The organism is Streptomyces sp. NBC_01381, assembly GCF_026340305.1.
In the GTDB taxonomy this organism is placed as follows: Bacteria; Actinomycetota; Actinomycetes; order Streptomycetales; family Streptomycetaceae; genus Streptomyces.
Window position 1 is genome coordinate 4,327,478 of the sequence record NZ_JAPEPI010000001.1, and the last position, 19,724, is coordinate 4,347,201.

The 19,724-nt window shown below is 71.4% G+C and carries 14 protein-coding genes; 6 read left to right on the top strand and 8 right to left on the bottom strand.

All coding sequences use genetic code 11. From position 1 onward, the window contains the following. Positions 1–32: 32 nt before the first annotated feature. The 6 genes from OG453_RS20170 to OG453_RS20195 all read right to left on the bottom strand — a co-directional run bounded on the left by OG453_RS20170 (position 33) and on the right by OG453_RS20195 (position 7,852). Positions 33–1,124, bottom strand: coding sequence for an exo-alpha-sialidase (locus OG453_RS20170; RefSeq protein WP_266869348.1), 1,092 nt, complete (start codon positions 1,122–1,124; stop codon positions 33–35). A gap of 79 nt (positions 1,125–1,203) precedes the next feature. Next, positions 1,204–2,109: a homocysteine S-methyltransferase gene (gene mmuM / locus OG453_RS20175; RefSeq protein ID WP_266869349.1), complete on the bottom strand. Its 906-nt coding sequence runs from the start codon at positions 2,107–2,109 to the stop codon at positions 1,204–1,206. Next, on the bottom strand, positions 2,106–4,148 hold the full coding sequence (locus OG453_RS20180; RefSeq protein ID WP_266869350.1) for an ABC transporter ATP-binding protein: 2,043 nt from the start codon (positions 4,146–4,148) through the stop codon (positions 2,106–2,108). The genes mmuM and OG453_RS20180 overlap by 4 nt, the downstream gene beginning before the upstream one ends. A 16-nt stretch (positions 4,149–4,164) precedes the next feature. Continuing rightward, the gene (locus OG453_RS20185; protein ID WP_266869352.1) at positions 4,165–5,067 is read right to left on the bottom strand and encodes an ABC transporter permease; all 903 of its coding nucleotides are present in this window, start codon (positions 5,065–5,067) and stop codon (positions 4,165–4,167) included. Beyond that, a complete protein-coding gene (locus tag OG453_RS20190) occupies positions 5,064–6,014 on the bottom strand; it encodes an ABC transporter permease (RefSeq protein WP_266869353.1) in 951 nt (316 codons plus the stop codon). Before OG453_RS20190 ends, OG453_RS20185 begins: the two co-directional genes overlap by 4 nt. Beyond that, on the bottom strand, positions 6,011–7,852 hold the full coding sequence (locus tag OG453_RS20195) for a peptide ABC transporter substrate-binding protein (RefSeq protein WP_266869354.1): 1,842 nt from the start codon (positions 7,850–7,852) through the stop codon (positions 6,011–6,013). Before OG453_RS20195 ends, OG453_RS20190 begins: the two co-directional genes overlap by 4 nt. A gap of 217 nt (positions 7,853–8,069) precedes the next feature. Between OG453_RS20195 and OG453_RS20200 the strand changes: the two genes are divergently transcribed. The 6 genes from OG453_RS20200 (at position 8,070) to OG453_RS20225 (ending at position 15,780) form a co-directional block, all read left to right on the top strand. Then, positions 8,070–9,257, top strand: coding sequence for an ROK family transcriptional regulator (locus tag OG453_RS20200; RefSeq protein ID WP_266869355.1), 1,188 nt, complete (start codon positions 8,070–8,072; stop codon positions 9,255–9,257). Next, positions 9,254–10,828 (top strand): M81 family metallopeptidase, encoded by a 1,575-nt coding sequence (locus tag OG453_RS20205; RefSeq protein ID WP_266869356.1) that lies wholly within the window; start codon positions 9,254–9,256, stop codon positions 10,826–10,828. The genes OG453_RS20200 and OG453_RS20205 overlap by 4 nt, the downstream gene beginning before the upstream one ends. 78 nt (positions 10,829–10,906) lie before the next feature. Then, positions 10,907–11,728 carry a transporter substrate-binding domain-containing protein gene (locus OG453_RS20210; RefSeq protein ID WP_266869357.1) on the top strand — a complete coding sequence of 274 codons (822 nt, stop codon included), beginning with the start codon at positions 10,907–10,909 and terminating at the stop codon, positions 11,726–11,728. A 109-nt stretch (positions 11,729–11,837) separates the two neighbouring features. Continuing rightward, complete coding sequence (locus OG453_RS20215; protein ID WP_266869359.1) at positions 11,838–13,334, top strand: hypothetical protein; 1,497 nt, start codon at positions 11,838–11,840, stop codon at positions 13,332–13,334. 24 nt (positions 13,335–13,358) lie between these two features. Continuing rightward, positions 13,359–14,429: a caspase family protein gene (locus OG453_RS20220; protein ID WP_266869360.1), complete on the top strand. Its 1,071-nt coding sequence runs from the start codon at positions 13,359–13,361 to the stop codon at positions 14,427–14,429. Beyond that, positions 14,413–15,780 (top strand): hypothetical protein, encoded by a 1,368-nt coding sequence (locus OG453_RS20225; RefSeq protein ID WP_266869361.1) that lies wholly within the window; start codon positions 14,413–14,415, stop codon positions 15,778–15,780. The genes OG453_RS20220 and OG453_RS20225 overlap by 17 nt, the downstream gene beginning before the upstream one ends. A 228-nt stretch (positions 15,781–16,008) precedes the next feature. Here OG453_RS20225 and OG453_RS20230 read toward each other — a convergent pair whose 3' ends face one another. Both OG453_RS20230 and OG453_RS20235 read right to left on the bottom strand, forming a co-directional pair. Beyond that, positions 16,009–16,755: a BTAD domain-containing putative transcriptional regulator gene (locus tag OG453_RS20230; protein WP_266869362.1), complete on the bottom strand. Its 747-nt coding sequence runs from the start codon at positions 16,753–16,755 to the stop codon at positions 16,009–16,011. A 122-nt stretch (positions 16,756–16,877) separates the two neighbouring features. Continuing rightward, positions 16,878–19,697, bottom strand: coding sequence for an AAA family ATPase (locus tag OG453_RS20235; protein ID WP_266869363.1), 2,820 nt, complete (start codon positions 19,695–19,697; stop codon positions 16,878–16,880). Positions 19,698–19,724: the final 27 nt, after the last annotated feature.

Genomic DNA, 19,724 nt, shown 5'->3' on the forward strand with positions numbered 1-19,724 from the left:
GCGTCACCCTACTGCCGTAACGGGGGCGTCGATCAACCGATGGCCGCAGCCCTGACGCACAGTACGTCGGGCAGATGGGACGCCAACTCCTGCCAGCTGTCGCCGTCGTCCGCCGAGGCATACACCTCGCCGTTGCGATTGCCGAAGTAGATGCCCGCCGGATCCTGGCCGTCGCTCCACATCGCGTCCCGCAGCACCGTGCCGTAGTGGTCGCCCGAAGGGAGGCCCGCGCTGAGCGGCTCCCAGCTCTTGCCCGCGTCGCTCGTGCGGTAGACACGACATCGGTGGTCGGCGGGGACGCGGTCGATGTCCGCGTTGATCGGGAAGACGTAGGCCGTGTTCGCGCGGTGCGGGTGGGCGACGACGGCGAAGCCGAAGTCGGAGGGGAGGCCCTCGCCGATGTCCGTCCAGTTCCCGCCCGCGTCGTCGCTGCGGAACACGCCCCAGTGGTTCTGCAGATACAGGCGGTCCGGGTCGACCGCGTCCCGGGCGACCTTGTGCACGCACTGGCCGAACTCGGGGTCGGGGTCGGGCAGGAAGACCGCGGAGACGCCGTGGTTCGACGGGGCCCAGCTCTCGCCGCCGTCCAGCGTGCGGAACACTCCGGCGGTGGAGACGGCGACCGTCACCGCGTTCGGATCACGGGGATCGGTCAGGACCGTGTGCAGGCCTTCTCCGCCGCCGCCCGGCACCCACTCGCCGCGCGTGGGGTGCTCCCAGAGCGGGCGTACGAGCTCGAAGGTCACGCCCCTGTCCTGCGACTTGTAGAGCGCCGCCGGTTCCGTGCCCGCGTACACGACGTCCGGTTCGGCGGTCGCGGGGTGCAGTTGCCAGACGCGCTCCAGGGAGGCGCCGGTGTCCTTGGGGAACTTGACGGCCGCCTTGGCCGGTTCCGTCCAGGTCCTGCCGAGGTCGTCGGAGTGGAAGACCGAGGGGCCGAAGTGGGAGCTGTCGCCGCCCACCAGGATCCGGGGGGTGCTGCCGCGGGTGTCGATGGCCGTCGAGTAGATGGCCTGGGCGTTGAAGTACGGGCTCTCGTCGAACTGCCAGGTTCCGGTGGAGCCGCGTTTGCGGCCGATGAACAGGCCCTTGCGGGTGCCTACGGTCAGGATGAGATCGGCCATGGTGGCCACCTCCGACGTCGTTGTCTCAGGTATCAGCCAGTCTGCACCCCGGCACTGACAGTCACCCCCGCACGGGACGTCATCGCAGGTCGGGCGGGGTGTCCAGCTCGCCGGCCACCTCCGCGATCGTCTCAGGGCCGACCCGGCAGCACCCGCCGATCAGCCGCGCCCCCGCGTCCCGCCAGCCGGTGACCCGGCCCGCGCTGAAGCGCTGGGGCCCCTGCCACGTCTTGGTGGCCGCGTCCCATGTCTCGCCGCTGTTGGGGTAGACCACCACCGGCTTCCCGGTGATCCTCGCGGCAAGGCGCACCGCCGCGTCCGCGTCGCGCGGGTCGCAGCAGTTGACGCCCACCGCGACGATCTCGTCGGCTTCGGCCGCGAGCGCGAAGGCCTCGGTCAGGGGCTGGCCCGCGCGGGTGAAGCCGCCGGAGACCGTGTACGAGAGCCATGCGGGGATGCCGAGGCCGCGGACCGCGCGCAGCAGCGCCCGCGCCTCGTCCGTGTCCGGCACCGTCTCCAGGGCGAGCACGTCGGGCGCCGCGTCCGCGAGAACCTCCAGGCGAGGGCGGTGGAAACGCTCGAGCTCGGCCACGGTCAGGCCGTAGCGGCCGCGGTACTCGGAGCCGTCGGCGAGCATCGCCCCGTAGGGACCCGCGGAGGCCGCCACCCACACCTCCCGGCCGACGCCCGCCCCCGCGTCCCGCGCCAACTCCACGCTCAGGCGCAGCAGTTCGGCCGCGTCCGCCCGGTCGACGCCCTGCTCGGCGAAGCCCTCGAACGTCGCCTGATAGCTCGCCGTGGTGGCGATGTCCGCGCCCGCCTCGTAGTACGCGCGGTGCGCTGCCGCGATCGCCTCCGGCTCGTCGGCCAGGAGCCGCGCCGACCACAGGGCGTCGCCCAGGTCGTGCCCGGCGGCCTCCAGCTGGTTGGAGAGGCCGCCGTCAAGCACGAGCGGGCGGCGGGTCAGGGCTTGTGCGAGTCTCACGCCGTCGACGCTAGCCGAGGCGCGGGCAGCGGGAAGTGGCACACGACCTGGTGTCCCGCACTGTTCGGGGTGCTCACCGGCGGTTCCGTGGTCGAGCACACCTCCTGGGCCGCCGGGCACCGGGTGCGGAAACGGCAGCCCGAAGGAGGCTTCGCGGCCGATGGTGTCTCGCCGTCCAGGGGCGAGCGGTCAAGCCCTGTCGCCGCCTCAGGGTCGGGCAGGTTGACCGTGTCGAGGAGCCCGCGCGTGTAGGGGTGCAGCGGATGCGCGTACACCTGCTCGGCGGGGCCCGACTCCACCAGCTTGCCGAGGTACATCACGCCGACCGTGTCCGCCAGGTGGCGCACGACGGCCAGGTCGTGCGAGATGAACAGATACGTCAGACCGCGTTCCCGCTGCAGCTCCCGCATCAGGTTCAGGATCTGCGCCTGGACGGACACGTCGAGCGCGGAGACCGGCTCGTCGGCGACCACCAGATCGGGGGAGAGCGTCAACGCCCGTGCCAGGCCGAGGCGTTGACGCTGACCTCCGGAGAACTCGTGCGGATAGCGGTGCACGGCGCCGCGCGGCAGGCCCACCGCGTCGAGGAGTTCGGCGACCAGCTTCTCCTGGTCGGCCCGGCTGCCGACGCCCTGGATGACCAGCGGCTCCCGCAGGATCTCGCCGACCCGCATCCGCGGGTCCATGGCGGCCGTGGAGTCCTGGAACATCAGCTGGACGCGCCGCCGGTGCGCACGCCGCTCGGCCCGAGACATGTCCGCCGGGTCACTGCCCCCGAAGCGGACGCGCCCCGCCGTCGGCTCCTCCAGGCCCGCGACGATCCGCCCGAGCGTCGTCTTGCCGCAGCCGGACTCGCCGACCATGCCGAACGTCTCGCCCTTGCGGATCTCCAGGGACACCCCGCCGACAGCGCTGACCGTGCCTCTGCGGCGCGAGAACGCGCCGCCCTTGAGAGGGAACTCCTTGACCAACGCGTCGAGTTCGAGGAGTACGTCACCGGGGGCGCCGGGCGCGGGAACGGCCGCCGACAGCACGATCTCCTCATCCGACGCCTCGTCCGGCACCGGGTGGAAGCATGCGAACCGGTGCTCTGTGCCTGCCACTTCGTCGTCCGCGAGCGGCGGTTCCTGAGTGCGGCACTCGTCCGTGGCGAAGGCGCAGCGAGGCGCGAACCGGCAACCCGCGGGCCGCACCGCCAAGTTCGGCGGCAGACCGGGGATGGTGTGGAGCTCGGTGCCGTTGTCCGCGGCACGCTCGGGGAGCGAGGCGAACAGGGCCTCTGTGTAGCGGTGCCGTGGCCGCGCGAACAGGCCGCGTACATCGGACTGTTCGGCGATCTTCCCCGCGTACATCACCGCGACGCGGTCGACCCGGTTGGCGATCACGCCCAGATCGTGGGTGACCAGGATCATCGCCATGCCGAGCCGCTCGCGCAGACCGTCGATCAGCTCCAGGATCTGGTGCTGCGTCGTCACGTCGAGGGCGGTCGTCGGCTCGTCCGCGATCAGCAGCTTCGGCTCGCAGACCAGGGCCATGGCGATCGCCACGCGCTGGCGCATACCGCCCGACAGCTGATGCGGATACGCCTTCATGCGCTCGGCCGGCTGCGGCATGCCGACCAGGCGCAGCATTTCCTCGGCGCGTGCCCAGGCTTCCTTCCTGCCCAGGTCGGTGCGGTGCAGCAGCAGCGGCTCGGCCACCTGCGCGCCGATCGTCATCGTCGGGTTGAGGGAGGTCAGCGGGTCCTGGAAGACCATGCCGATGGTGTTGCCGCGTACGTCCTGAAGGACGGGCGCGGAAGCGGCGGCCAGGTCCGTGCCGTCGAACAGGACGCGCCCGCCGGTGACTTGGCCGCGGGGCGGAAGCAGCCCGAGGATGCTGAGCGCGGTCATCGTCTTGCCGCAGCCCGACTCGCCCACGATCCCCAGGGCCTCGCCCGCCGCGAGTTCCAGCGAAATGCCGTCGAGGGCGTGGACGGTGCGGTCACGCGATGCGATGTCGACGCGCAGGTCTTCTATCGTGAGCAGAGGCTCGGTCATCTCTTCGGTTCTCCCTTTACTTCCGCAGCCGCACTTCGAACGCGTCCCGCAGCCCGTCACCGATGAAGTTGAACGCGGCGACGACCAGGACGATCGCGATGCCCGGCGGGAAGATCAGCCACCAATAGCCGTTCTGGGTGTAGGTGATGCCGGCCGACAGCATCGAGCCCCAGTCCGCCGACGGCGGCGGGATGCTCAGCCCCAGGAAGGCGAGATAGCTGACGTAGAGGATGGCGTCGGCGATCTGGAAGGTGCAGTTGACGATGACCGTGCCGATGGCGTTCGGCACGATGTGCTTGAACACGGCCCGCGCCCCGCCGCCGCCCATCATCCGCATCGCCTGGACGTACTCGCGGTCGCGCAGCGAAAGCGCCTCGCCGCGCACAAGGCGGGCCGGGGAGAGCCAGGCCACCGAGGCGATGATGACGATGAGGACGCCCTTGCTGGGTGTGATGATCGCGGCGACCACGACGAGCAGGAACATCGCGGGGATCGCGAGCGCGGCGTCGGTGATCCGCATCATCGCGGCGTCCACCCAGCCGCCGAAGTACCCGGCGACCGCCCCGTACACGGTCCCGAAGAGCGTCGCCAACAGGCCAGCCGCCAGGCCGATTTCGAGCGAGGTCTGCCCGGCGACCATCAGCCGTCCGACCATGTCGTAGCCGAGGTCGGTGGTGCCGAGGAGGTGGCCGGAGCTGCCAGGGGCGAGGTTGGCCTGGGAGAGGTCGGTGTGCACCTGCTCGGTGGAGTGGAGCAGCGGCCCCAGGTAGCTGAAGGCCAGGAGCAGGACCAGGACCACCACGCCGGTCAGGGCGAGCTTGTTGCCGGTGAAGACCTGGAGGGTGCGGCGGGCCAGCGAGGGTGTGGCCTGCGCGGCTTCCTCGTGCCCTGGTGTGACAGCGGCGGTCGCGGTGCTCATGCCACGCTCCGTATCCGGGGGTCGAGGACGGCGTACAGGATGTCGGTGAGCAGCGAGCCGACGACGGTGGCGATGCCGACGACGAGCGTCACGCCGAGCAGCACCGGGAAGTCGGAGCCCTGCGCCGCGTTCCAGAACAGCAGCCCCATGCCGGGGTAGTTGAACATCGACTCGACGACGAGCGCGCCGCTGAAGAGGGTGGGCAGATAGAGGCCGAGCAGCGTCGCGAGGGGGATCAGCGCGTTGCGCAGCACATGCCGGACCATGATCCGGCGGCTCGACTGCCCCTTGGCCATCGCCGTACGGACGTATTCCTCGGTGAGGTTGTCGAGGACCGCCGAGCGCATATAGCGGCTGAACATCGCCACGATGCCGAACGCCATGGTGACGACGGGAAGGATCAACCCCGTGAAGTCGCCGAGGAGTTCACCGATCGACTCGCCCTGCGGCGCCTCCGCCGGGAGGATCGGCATCACTTGCGCGAACAGGATGATCATGATGAGGCCGAGGAAGAACACCGGCGTCGCGTACAGCAGGAAGGCGAGCCCCGTCAGCGCGTAGTCCGACGCCTTGCCGCGCCGCACGGCCTGCAGCAGACCGAGCGGGACGGCGATGATCACCGCGAGCGCGGTGGAGAGGACCGTCAGGAGCAGCGTCTTCGGCAGCCGCTGCTTGAGCAGCTCGAACACCGGCGAGTTGAGCTTGAAGGACTCGCCGAGGTCCCCGGTGAAGAGCCGCTTCAGATACATCACGTACTGCTGGGGCAGCGAACGGTCGTACCCCTGCTGGTGGTTGAAGTGCTCGATCTGTTGCGGGGTGCCCTTCGGGCCGAGGATGGCGCGGGCCGGGCCGCCGGGCAGCATGTGCAGGAGCGTGAAGACGATGATCGAGACCAGGAAGAGCACGACGAGCGCCTGAAGGAAGCGCTTGACCAGGAAGCCGGTCACTTCTCGGCTCCCTTCTTCTTGACGTAGTACCAGTCCTGCGGCGCGAAGGTGACCGTCGGGTTCTGCCCTACGCCCCGCAAGTCGTTGCGGATCACCGAGACTTGGTACGCCGGATTGGGCATCCACATCACGGGCAGCTGCTCGGCCAGATACTCGCCGTACTCGTGCACGGCCTTCATGTCGGGGGAGTACTGCACGCCCCGGATGATCCGGTCGGCCTTCTTGTCGCTGTAGTTGCCGAAGTTGGCCGACGCGCCGGTCGAGAAGAGCTGCTCGCCGCTGGGGTTGAGGGGGTAGTACCAGCTGCCTGCCGTCCCGAAGAAGGACATGTCCCAGTCGCAGCCGGGGTCCTTCGCCTTGCAGGGCACGGAGTTGCCGAGCACGGAGTTGAGCGGCTGCTGGCGGACGGTGAGGTCGATGCCGGCCTTGGAGAGCGAGGACTTCAGCTCCTGCATCATGTTCGTCGTCTCGGTGGAGCCGGACTGGGAGAGCAGGGTGAGTTCGAGCGGGGCGTCCTTCGCGATGCCCTTGCCGCACTCGTCGGCGCCCGTTCCGGGGCGTACGCAGCGTGCGGTGCCGTCCTGGGTCCGCCAGCCGTGCGCCGTGAGCAACTGCCGTGCCTTGTCGACGGAGAAGGGGTACTGGTTCTTCTCCATCGCCCTGGACAGGTACTGGCTCTTGGGCGTCACCGGCACCGGTCCCAGGGTCGGTGTCGCGCTGCCCTGCCAGACGACGTCGCTCATCGCCTTCTGATCGACGAGGTGCTGCATCGCCTGGCGGATGTAGAGCTGGTCCATCATCGGGCCCGCGTGCGTGGAGTTGAAGTTGTAGACGATGTACGTCGCCGCCCAGCCCTCCCACGGATCGACGCGGTAGCCCTTCTCCTCGAACTTCCCCTTCTGCGCCATCACCGACGGCGGGATGTAGCCGTAGTCCACGCCGCCCGACCGCAGCACGTTGTACTCGGAGTCGGCAGTGGTGAAGGGTTTGAAGACGACCTTGTCGAGGTGCGGGCGCTGGGACTTCGGGCCGGTGTACTTCTCGTTCGGGACGATGGTGACCTGGCCGTTGTCGCGCCACCCGGCCAGTTTCCAGGGGCCGTTGACCGTCCTCCAGAGCGGATCGGTGCCGTACGAGCCGAGGCTCTTGGCGTGCCGGGTGAGCCGGGCGAAGACCGCCTTGGCGCCCGCCTTTGTGCGGTCCCAGTCGGCGATCTTCCCGCCCTCGGTCTTCGCGTCCCAGGCGTGCCGGGGCAGCGCGCGCATCAGCGTGAGCTGGTTGGCGGCGAACCAGTCGGGGTTGTACGCGCGGCTCAGGTGCAGCCGGACGGTGTGGTCGTCGACGGTCTCGAAGCGCTTGACGTTGTCGGGCATGGTGCCGACCGAGTAGTTGGCCCAGTCCGCCTTGTTGGCTTTGAGGAGGTTGAACCAGAACTCGAGGTCGCGGGAGGTCACCGGCTCTCCGTCGGACCACTTCACGCCCTCGCGCAGCGGCACGGTCACGGTCCTGTTGCCGTCGCTGAACTTCGGTTCGAGGCCGAGGGTGCTCGGGCCGTGCGTGGTCAGCTCGGCCTTGCCCTTCTCCTGCACGGCGTCGTACACGGGCGAGAACAGCAGCGACTGGATGCCGTAGTTGTACGAGCCGCCGTAGCCGGGCGGGCCGATCGGGAAGATCCAGTTCGGTGTCGCGGCGGGCGGCAGCGCCATCGTCGCCGTGCCGCCCTCGACCGGAGTGCCGCCGGTGGGGCCCATGTCGACGCGGCCGCCCTCCTGGGTGCATCCCGTGAGCGCCGCCGCGAGGACGAGCAGCGCCGCGGCCGCGGACCTGAGTGAGCGCATGGCGATGGGCCTCCAAGGGGTACGGGACCTGCCCCGTGCCGGAGAACGACGAGGCGGCGCCCGAACGCTAGGACGCACGAGAAAACCAAGTCAATAGCTTCATTCGGCAAGAAGTTGAAAAGCCGGGGGCACTGGTCAACTTCCTTCGAATCGCCTTAGTGTTCGTCTCGTTGTCGAACGAACAGCTCGAAGCAACATCGAAGCAACTGGGGGCGGCATGGCCGGCACACCACTCGGCGAACCAGGATCGGCGCAGCACATCCTGCAGCTGGTCTCATCGGGCGCCGCGTCGTCCCGGGCCGATCTCGTACGGGAGTTGGGGCTCGCCGCGTCCACGGTCTCGCTGCGGGTCCAGGAACTGGTCGACGCGGGGCTCCTCACCGAATCCGGCGAGGGAGCATCGCGCGGCGGCCGCCGCCCCCGCCTCCTGCGCGTCCACGCACAGGGCGGCGTCGCCCTCGCCGCGGACCTGGGCAGCCACCACGCACGCCTCGGCGCCGTCGACCTCGGCGGCACCGTCCTGGACGCCGTCGACCTGCCGCACGACATCACCGCGGGACCCGAGTCCGCCGTGGACTGGCTCTGCGGGCAGGTCGCCGAACTCCGCGCCCGGCAGCGCGAAGCGGGCCGCACCGTCCGCGCGCTCGGCGTCGCCTTCCCCGGCCCCGTGCAGCCCGCCGAGGGCCGCGTCCTCAGCCCGTCCCGCATGCCCGGCTGGCACCGCTACCCGCTGCGCGACATACTCGCCGAACGCCTCGGCATCCCCGTCACCGTCGACAACGACGCCACGATGATGGCCGTCGGCGAACACCGCACCGCACGGCCCGAACTCGACCACATGGTCGTCGTCAAGGCGGGCCGCGGCATCGGCAGCGGTGTCATCGCGGCGGGCCGCCCGCACGACGGCGCCAACGGCTCCGCCGGCGACATCAGCCACGTACGCATCGAGGCGGCGGGCGACCGGCCGTGCAGCTGCGGCAACATCGGCTGCCTGGAGACCGTGGCCAGCGGCGCGGCGCTGATCCGCGAACTGGCCCTGCAGGGCGTCGAGGTGGCGGACACGAACGAACTCCTGCGTCTGGTCGCGGACGGCGACCCGCAGGCCACCACACTCGTCCGCACCGCCGGACGGCACATCGGCACGGTCCTGTCCGTCGTCGTCAACTTCTTCAACCCGCAGGCCGTCGCCATCGGCGGAGTGCTCGCCACTGCCGAGCCGCTGGTCGCCGCCGTACGCGGGGTCCTCTACGAGCGCTGCCTGCCGCTGGCCACCGCGGACCTGGAGATCACCACCACGGTGACCGGCCGCGACGCGGGCCTGCTCGGCGCCGGCCTCACCGCCCTGCGCCACCACCTCCCGACCGCCCCGGCCCCCGCATCCCAGGAAGAGAGCGTCCACGCATGACCACCCCCGCCACCCAGCAGCGTCGCCTCCGCATCGGCATCGGCGGCATCGGCATCGAGTCCTCCACCTTCTGCCCGCACCGCTCCACCACGGACGACTTCCGCCGGACCCGCGGCCAGGAACTCCTCGACCGCTACACCTGGACCCAGGCGGACTCGGACCTGGCGTACACGGTCGAATGGGTGCCGCTGCTGCACGCGACCTCGCTGCCCGGCGGTCCGGTGGAGGCGGCGTCGTATCTGACCCTCAAGGACGAACTCGTCACCCGCACAAGGGAAGCGGGCCCCCTGGACGGCCTCGTCTACGACATCCACGGCGCGATGAGCGTCATCGGTCTGACCGACGCCGAAGCCGACCTGACCGAGGCTGTCCGTGCCGCCCTCGACGCCGTCGGCACCCCCGACGGCGGCCGCCCGATGATCTCGGCCGCCATGGACCTGCACGGCAACGTCTCGCGCCGCTTCGCCGAGCCGGTCGACCTGCTCACCGCCCACCGCCTCGCCCCGCACGAGGACGCCTGGGAAACCCGCGAGCGCGCCGCCCGCAACCTCGTGCGCTGCCTGCGCGATCGCACCCGGCCGCACCGCGCCTGGGTGCAGATCCCCGTCCTGCTGCCCGGCGAGAAGACCAGCACCCGTCTGGAGCCCGCCAAGTCGCTGTACGCCTCGCTCGCCGAGATCGAGAAACTGCCCGGCATCCTCGACGCCGCGATGTGGGTCGGCTACGCGTGGGCGGACGAACCGCGCTGCCAGGCCGCGATCGTCGTCACCGGCGACGACGCCGAACTGGCCGCCGCCGAGGCCGAGAAGCTGGCCCGCCGCTACTGGGACACCCGCCGCGACTTCGTCTTCGTCGGCCCGACGGGCAGCGCCGAGGAGTGCATCGAGCAGGCGGTGGCCTCCACCGAGCGGCCCTTCCTGATCAGCGACTCCGGGGACAACCCGACCGCGGGCGGCGCCGGCGACCTGGCGTACATGCTGGGCAAGCTCCTGGAGAACGAGGCGATCCGCTGCGGAGCGGTCACCGCCGTCCACCCCGGCATCACCGACCCCGTCGCCGTCGCCCGCTGCTTCGAGGCCGGAGTGGGCGCCGATGTCACCCTGAGCGTCGGCGGAAAGGTCGACGCGAACCACGGCGGGCCCCACGAACTCACCGGCACCGTCGTGGCGTTGCAGCGCGCCGCCGAGCAGAAGGACCGGGCCGAGGGCGGCGCCTACGACCGGGGCGTCGACATGGCGGCGGTGCGCAGCGGCGGGGTGACCCTGATCCTGGTCGAGCGCCGCAAGCCGTTCCACACCCTCGCGGACTTCCTCGGCCCGGCCGACGGCGGTCTCGGCATCGACCCGCGCACCTTCGACCTGGTCGTCGTGAAGATCGGCTACCTGGAGCCGGAGCTGTACGACATGGCCGCCGACTGGCTCCTCGCCCTCACCCCGGGCGGCGTCGACCAGGATCTCCTGCGGCTCGGCCACCACCGTGTGGAGCGCCCGCTGTATCCCTTCGACGATGACGCGTACGACACGGGGGTCGGCCCGGACCTGACGGCGAATCAGCTGACGCCGCTCGCCTGACGAGAAGGGGCTTCACCGGCCGGAACGGGTCTGCGAAGGTGATCCCTTCGAGCCGCGAACCCGTCCGGAGGAGCCCCCGTGAAGCGTGCCGCCACCCTGTCCGCCCTGGTCTGTCTGCTCGCCGTGACGGCTGCCGCGCCCGCGTCGCCCGACGCAGGCCGCGGCAAGGACCGCCACCACGGCAGCCTCCTGGACTCCATCCCGAAGGCGGGCGTCCTGAAGGTGTGCACGACGGGCGACTACCGCCCGTTCACCCACCTCGACCCCGCCGACGGAACGTACAGCGGAGTGGACATCAAGATGGCCGAGGACCTCGCCAAGAGCCTCGACGCCAAGCCCTCATACGTGGCCACGACGTGGGCGAACCTCACCAAGGACGTCGCGGCGGGCCGCTGCGACATCGCCGTCGGCGGAGTCTCCATCACCCTGCCGCGCGCCCGCCAGGTCTACTTCAGCGAACCGACCCGCGAGGACGGCAAGACGCCGATCATCCGCTGCGCGGACAAGGACAAGTTCGGCGACGGCACCCTGAAGGACATCGACAGGCCCGGCACCACCGTGATCGTCAACCCCGGTGGCACGAACGAGCAGTTCGCGCGCGCCAACATCAAGCAGGCCACCATCAAGCTGCACCCGGAGAACACCACGATCTTCCAGGAGATCATCGAGGGCCGCGCGGACGTGATGATGACGGACGCGAGCGAGACCCGCTACCAGTCCAAGATCCACCCCGAGCTCTGCTCGCTCCACCCCGACAAGCCCTTCACCTTCTCCGAGAAGGCATACGCACTGCCGCGCGGTGACGAGGAATTCAAGGAGTACGTCGACCAGTTCACCCACCTCGCGACGCACGACGGGACATACGCGGCGTACGAAGCCGAGTGGATGGGCGGCGCCTGAGGGCCCCTAGGGCCTGTTTGACGGCACCCCCTGGCGCCCGGCCCCCAGGGGGTATCCCTGGGACGGTCCCCGAGGCCAGGGGGTGTGCCGCGGTCCTAACGTCCTTGGCATGTCTTCCTCCCGTGAACGGTGCATCCACAGCAGGCAGAGCGGCCGGCTCGCCTCGACCACCACCGCCGACATCGACGAGCTCGTGGCCGGGCTCAAGGACCGGCCGCGGGTCGTGCTGCACTTCCACGGCGGGCTCATCGACGACACGCTGGGGTTCGCGACCGCCGAACGCCTGGCGCCCGTCTACGAAGCGGCCGGGGCCGACCCCGTCTTCTTCGTGTGGAGCAGCGGGCTCCTGGAGACGCTGCGGGGCAACCTGCCGCAGATCCTGAACGAGAGCGTCTTCCGTACGCTGCTCAACAGGGTCACGCGGTACGCGACAGGCATCGTCTTCCAGGAGCCGGGACAGCGGGCCCTCGGGGTGGTGGCCACCCCTACCCCGAGGGCCGTCGCGGCGGAACTCGCCCAGGTGCGGGCCGGGCTGGAGCCGTACGCACGGCTGACCGCACCGGCCGACGTACCGGAACTGACCGACGAGGAACAGCGGCAGCTGGCCGCCGAGCTCTCGACGGACGCCGAACTCGCCGAGCGCACCCGGGAGATCGTCAACTCGGTCGCACCGGCGCCCGCAGAGCAGGCCGCCGCGGCGCGAGACGCCATCGGGGGGCGTGCCGCGGCGGCCACACTGATGTCCCCGGACATCGTCGCCGAACTCGTGGACCGGGCGGGGACGGGGGAACGCGCCCTGGTCAGCACGGCGTTGCTGGTCCGCAAGACCGTGCGCGTGGTGGCCGCCGTCGTCGGGCGGTTCCGGCGGCGCACCGACCACGGGCTCTACCCGACGGTCGTCGAGGAGATCCTCCGCGAGTTCTACCTGGCCGGCGTGGGCGCGGCGATCTGGGACGCGATGAAGCGGCAGACCGCCGACACCTTCGCCGCCAGTGACGAGGCCCGTGCCGGACGGTACTTCCTCGACCGGTTCGCCGAACTGCTCGCCACCGGCACCCGGCCCCAGGTGACCGTCGTCGGCCACAGCGCGGGCGCCGTGTTCATCGGCAACCTCCTCGACGACATCGCCCGCAGGCGCGCCGCGGCCGACGACCCCATGCCGCCCGACTTCCGCTTCCGCGACGTGGTGCTCCTCGCGCCCGCCTGCACGGTGTCGCAGCTCGCACCCGTCGTACGCCGCCAGGCCGAACTCTTCGACCGGTTCCGGATGTTCACCATGAACGACCCGGCGGAGCGGGCCGACCACCTGGTGCCGTTCCTGTACCCGAGGTCGCTGCTCTACTTCATCTCCGGCGTCCTGGAACGCGGGCAGGACAAGAAGTCCGCCGTCGTTCCGGTCGCCGGCATGCAGCACTGGTACCTCGACGCGGCGGCCGTGGACCGCGACTCGGCCGACCTGCGCGGCTTCCTGAGCGCCAACCCCGCGCGGACCGTGTGGTCACCGGGCGACGGCGGCCGCGGACGGCGGTCGGGCGCCATCAGCCACATCGCGTTCGACGACGACCCAGACGTGCTCGCGAGCATGGCCGACATGCTCGCCGACTGACGCCACCGACGGGGGAGATAACGAATGAACGACCTGCACTACGCAGTGGTCGTCGGCATCAACCGATACCCGGCCATCGGCGACCTACAGGGGGCACGGGGCGACGCCTGCCGGTTCCACGACTGGCTCGTCGACCCCGGGGGAGGCGCCGTGCCCGCGGCCAATGTCCATCTGGTCACCGCGAGCGAGGAGGACGAGCGCACCGACGACTTCCTGAGCGCCGTGCCGACCCGGGACTACGTCGACCGGGCGCTCTACCGTTCGCACACGGCCGTGGGGAAGGCCGTCAGGGCCAGGCCTGAGGAGGAGCAGTCCGACGCATGGCGGGCGACCAGGCTCTACGTCTTCCTGGCGGGGCACGGGTTCTCACCGTCCAACAACAGCGACGCGGCGCTGCTCATGGCCAACGCCGCGCGGGACTACATGGGCAGCCACATCGCCGTACGCCAGTATCTGAACTGGTACGAGTCGGCGTCGCCGTTCCACGAGGTGGTCTTCCTCGCCGACTGCTGCCGCACCCGCTTCGGCGGCGTGGAAGCCTTCGCCCCGCCCTTCACCGGAAGCACCGAGGCACCCGAGGACGTCGACTACTTCGTCGGCTTCGCGACATCGCTCGGCGACCCCGCCTACGAGGAGCAGATCGCCGACCGCGACGGGGCAAGGGGGCACTTCACGACCGCGGTCCTGGAAGGGCTGCGCGGCGCGAGCGCCACCCCGGCGGGCACGGTCACCTCCGACGGCCTCGCCAACTACGTCACGACATCGGTGCGGGCCAGGACCGGGGGCGCGCTGGTGCCGCAGCAGGCCAGGTTCATCACGGGCGCAAGCGCCCCGATGGTCTTCACGCGGGGTGTGGAGGATCCGTCGGCCCCGGTGACGCTGCGCTTCCCCGAAGGCTTCCGCGGCTGGGTGCAGCTGCGGGGCGGCGCCCCCGGCGAACCACCGATCAGGCTGCACGTCGACGCGGCGGAAAGCGTCGAGAAGCTCAAGCCCGGGATGTACCGCGCCATGCCGGAGAGCGTGAACGCGGTGGACTTCCGGGACGGCGGATTCTTCGAGGTAATGACAGGCGGTGGCAATGGTGTCCAGCTCTGAGGACCGGCGGCACGCACGAGAAGAGGCCGCGGCCGGGGTGCCGTTCGTCGTCATCCCGGACACCCCGTCGGTCCTTGTGACCGTCACGGACTCGGCGTTCCGGGAGGTGGCCCACGCGATGGGCACCATCGACACCACCCTTCCGCCCGGCATCTACCGCATCGAGCAGCGGTTCGGCGGGGAGGTGGACAGCCGGTTCGTCGAGGTCGGCACCGAGCCGTTCACCGAACGCCTCGCGCTGCCCCGCATGCCCACGCCCACTCCGGTCGAGGGCACCCCGACGACCCGCGAGGACCATCGCGCGGCGGCGCAGCGCTGGAGCACGCACGTGACCCACGGCGCGGGCACGCCCACCCTCATGGTGCTGATCCGCAATCTGCGCCGGGGCTGGCAGCTCGACCCGTACGCCCTGGAGGTGGCCGGCGAGGACGGCACACCCGTGGACGGCGGAGCCGGCGGCTGGGAGCCGTCAGGAGGCGAGGAATGGTCGGCCTGGAGCGGTGAACTGCCGCCGGGCGGCTACCGGTTGCGGCTGCGCAGGGAACCCGCCGACGGGCTGCCGCTCGCCCAGGCGCTGCACGTGCTCGAAGGGTGGACCACCCTGGTGTTCGTGAGCAACGGGCCGCAGGGCCCGCAGCCGCAGTTCGCCTCGATCCAGATGGTGCGCCAGGGCGCGGGATGGGAGTCCAAGGACCGCACGCTCGGCCTCGCCCTGGAAGCCGCGCTCTCCGGACTGCGGCAGGGCATCGACCTGGTGTCGACCCGGCAGCTCGTCGAGCTGCTCGACGCCAAGACCCTCAACCCGTTCATGGGGATCATCGGCGCGCACGCCCTGCTGCTGCACCCGGTGCCCGATCTGGAGCGGATCGGCACCCTGGTGGGCAATCTCGTGCACGAGGCCCCGCACCATCCGGACATCGCCGCGCTCTCCACGAGGATCGGCGAACCGGTGGCGCCCGTCGTGTCGCCGCCCATGCTCGCCGCGTCCTGCCGCCTCCTGGTCAAGGCGGACTCGGTCGACCCGGGGGTCCTCCAGGACGGTTCGGTGGCGGAGAACGTGGCGGAACACCTCGTCGGGCGCGGCGTGTGGACGACCTGGGTGGAGCAGGAGCGGGTGCCGATCGGCGCGGGGGCTCGGGATGCCTTCCACATCCCCGCGCAGCGGTCCAGGGAGACCGATCCGGTCGACCGGGTCCAGCGCTACGTCATGGACATCGCGAGCGTGGAGGACAAGACCGTCGACGACGTGCTGAGCAGCCTGGAGCCGAAGGACCTCTGCCGCCGGACCGGGCTGCCCCACAAGGCGGTCGACAAGGCGATCGAGCAACTCAGGCACCCGGAGGGGGAGTGAGGCGCTTGAGGCGGGAGAACGGCGACGGCCGGGACATTCGCGTCCCGGCCGTCGCCGTTCCCCGGTCCCCGTCACCGCGCACGGCACCCCCGTGTCCGTGCGTGGCCGGGTGGTTCCAGGGTCCGGGAGCGCCCATCACGCCGCCGTCACCGCGGTGTCACGGCCGGCCCGCCCGTGTACCCCCGAGCGCACACGGGCGGGCCGGCCGAGGCCGGGCGCGGGCGCCCGTCACATCAGCACATGGCGCACCATCGTGAAGAACTGCGCCGACGGCTCGATGCCGAGTTCCGTACGGAGCAGCCCGCGGAAGGCCTTGAAGTGCCGTACCGCCTCCGCGAGGTTGTTCTCGGCGAGGTGCACCGAGACGACCGCGCGGTGCGCGCTCTCGCGCAGCGGGTCGATCCGGGTGCTCTCCAGAGCGGCCTCCAGGGCGGGCGCGTACTGCTCCTGGGCGACGAGCCGCGCCGACAGCGCCTCCAGGGCGTGCAGCCGCAGCTGGTGCAGCCGCTCCCGCTCGAACACCACCCACTCCTGGTACCAGCCGGGCAGCAGCTCGCCCATGCCGAGCAGCGAGGCGCACGCGGCCCCGGTTCCCTCCGCCGGGGCCGCGAGAATGTGGTGTGCCGTGGTGGTGAAGTCCTGGATGTCCATCCGGACGCGCCGGTCCAGCGAGAGCACCCCGGACCCTGCGTCCGCGACCACCGAACTCGCGCCGTTGAGGCGCCAGATGGCGGTCCGCAGACAGGCCCGCGCGCGTTCCTCGGTGACATCGGGCCACAGCGTCCCCGCGAGGGCCGACCGCGTCGCCGAGCCGCGCAGCGCGAGCAGGGCGATCAGCTGCTGCCCGCTGGCGGGGACGCCGACCGGCACGGCGCCCCCGCCCTCGTCGCGGCTGAGCTGGAATCCCCCGAGCAGCCGCAGCCGCAGAGCGGGTGGTGCGTCGTCGCACACCGCCGGACATTCCGTGACGGTCATCTGTACCCCCAGTTGAGCAACCCGCCCCTGACCTGGCACGAACCTACGCCGGGGGTCACCTGGGGTGCCTCAGGGAACCGCCCAGGGATATCCCCGGTCTGCCGGGCCCGAGGCCGCGACGGCTACGACGACGCGCGGTGTTCCTGCGGCGAGAAGTGGCTCACGAGCCCGATACGGGAGGTGATGCCGAGCTTCGTGTACGTGTGGCCCAGGTGGTACTCGATGGTCTTGACGCTCAGCGCGAGCGCGGTGGCGATCTGCCGGTTGGTCAGGCCCTGCGACGCCAGGCGCGCGACGGCGAGCTCCTGCGGGGTGAGTCCGTCGGCGGCGGGTCCGGCATCCGCCGGCTCCTGGGCGGGCCGCGGCGGTGCGGCCCGGCCGCAGGCGTCCAACTCCCGTTCGCAGCGCGCCAAGTAGGGGGCGGCACCCAGGGCGCGCATCGTGGTGTACGCGGCGTGCAGCTGCTCCACGGCGACCGAGCGGCGGCCGATCCGGCGCAGGAACGCCCCGTGGTCGAGTTCAACGCGGGCCCGGCCGAAGGGCGATGGCACTTGCGCGGCCTGGTCGTGGGCGCGCAGGAAGGACGCCTGGGCGCGGTCGGTCTCGCGGCGCGCCGCGTGCAGGTTTCCGCGCACCCGCGCCGCCGCGGCGAGCGCCGAGTGCCGCCCCCGGGCCGCCGCCCGCTCCTCGTACGGCAGGAGCACGGCCTCGGCCTCGTCGAACTCGCCCAGGTGGATCAGCGCGTCGACGATCAGCTCACGCCAGGCCACCACGCCCGGCTCGTTCACCCCGTCGTGCGAGGCGAACCCGAGGAGCGGCCGCAGCGCCTCGACGACCCGCTCCGGTTCCGCGCGTGCCTCGGCGAAGAGGCCGTGCGCCGACGCCGCGTACGCGAACGCCAGCGCGCTCTCGTCGCAGCCGGGCGCGTCAAGGGCGAGCCGCAGATGCACCGAAGCCCGCTCCCACTCGCCGCGCGCCGACAGGATCCAGCAGGCGATGGCGTGCGTGACGGGCTTGAGCCACGACTGCTCGGTGTCGTCGGCGATCGACGCGGACGCCTCCGCGTGGATCAGTGCCTCGTCCCAGTCGCCGAGCCGATGCAGGGTGTGGGCGAGCGCCGACGCCGAGAGCAGCCGCAGCGGCACGGTCCCCCTGCGGCAGCTCGCCACCGCCCCGAGCAGGTCGCAGCGGGCACCCTGCAGATCGTCCGACCACAGCCTCAACTGCCCCCGTGCCAACAGGAGATCGATGCTCGACGGGGGCACGAGCAGCGGATCGGGCAGCTCGCCTGCGAGCTCGATGCCCTTCTGGGCGAATCCGCTCAGGCCAAGGGCGAGCAGGTGGTTGAAGCGCAGCATCCGGCTCGGCCCCTGCAGGGTGGACAGGCGCTGCGCGCGTTCCGCCCACCGGGCGGCGTCGGCGGCCCGCCCCCGCATCACGGCGGCGTAGCTCAACTGCTCGGCGGCCCGCGCGGCCAGCGAGGGGTCGTTCTCGCGGTCGCACTGGTCCCAGGCGTCGACCAGCAGCGTCTGCGCCTGCTCCATACGTCCCTGGACGCGCGCCACATAGCCGCGGACATAGCCCCGCAGCGCGGGATCCGCGGTCTCCGGCAGTCCCGCGGCGAGTTCGGCCGACTCGTGCACCCTGCCGTCGAGCAGCAGCGCCTCGACGGCTTCGACGGCGAGCCGGTCGCGCTCCTGGTCGGTCGTCGCGACGCGCGACGCGTGCCGCAGATGCGTTCCCGCGACCGCCCACTGCCCGGTGGCGGCCTCCCGCCTCGCGCATGCGGCGAGCGCGGCGGCGAGGTGTTCGTCGGGGCCCGTGGCGGCGAGCACCCGGTGGCGCAGGCTCGAGTACTCGTCGCCGACCAGCGCCGCGGCACGGGTGTGCAGGGCGGCCCGGTGGGCGGGGCCGATGTCCTGGTAGACGGCGGCGTGCACCAGGGGGTGCGGGAAGGCGATCTCGGGGGCGGTCCCGGCGGGCAGTTCCCGCAACAGCCCTGCCTTGACGGCCCGTTCGAGCGCGGGCAGCGGAGCGGGCACCCGCGCGAGCGATGCGGCCACGACCAGCGGGCTGGAGAGCCCGAGAATGCTGACCGCCTGCACGAGCCGCAGCGCCTGGGGTCCGCACTCCGCGAGATTGGCGAGCACCAGCATGGCGTACGAACGTGGGGCGGGCAGCGGCGTCGCCACGTCCCGCAGGACACGGTCCGGCACCTGGTCGAGCAGGGCGCGGGCGTGCAGCGGGTTGCCGTGCGTGTGGTCGTGGAGCCGTACGGAGGCGGAGTGCGGGAGCCGGTCGGTGCCCAACTGGACACTGAGCGAGCCGAGTTCGTCGGGGCTGAGCCCTTCGAGAGGGATCCGGCGGGTGCGCACGTCACCGAGCAGACGGCGGATGCCGTCCGGCAGTTGGGGCGCGGCCGGGTCCCGTGCCGTCACGATGGCAAGGACCTTGTCGACGCGGAGCCGCCGCAGTGCGAACGTCAGCGCGTTCAGGGACGCGGAGTCCGCCCAGTGCGCGTCGTCGAGGACGAGGATGACCGGCCCCTTGTCCTGGAGCTCGCTCAGCAGGTCGAGCAGCCCGAAGCCGGCCGCGAGCGGCGGCAGCGTGCCGGGGGCCGAGCGGGGCACGCGGACCAGCGATCCGAGGCAGTCCGGCAGCGGGATGGGGCTCTGCCCGACGAACTGGGCGAGCACCCCGCACGGCAGCCCGCTCTCGTTCTCCTCACCGCTGGCCTGCAGCACACAGGCGTCGCCCGCCGTGTCCAGGAACCTGCGGATCAGCGCGGTCTTGCCGATCCCGCCGGGCCCGTCGATCAGCACGAGGCGCGGCACACCGTCGCACGCCTGCCGGAACTCCTCCTGGAGCACGGCGAGTTCGTGTGTGCGACCGGCGAACGCCGGATTGTGGACATGGCCGTTCAGCGTGTTCCCGGACGTCATCACCGCCCCCACCTGTCGACACCCGGT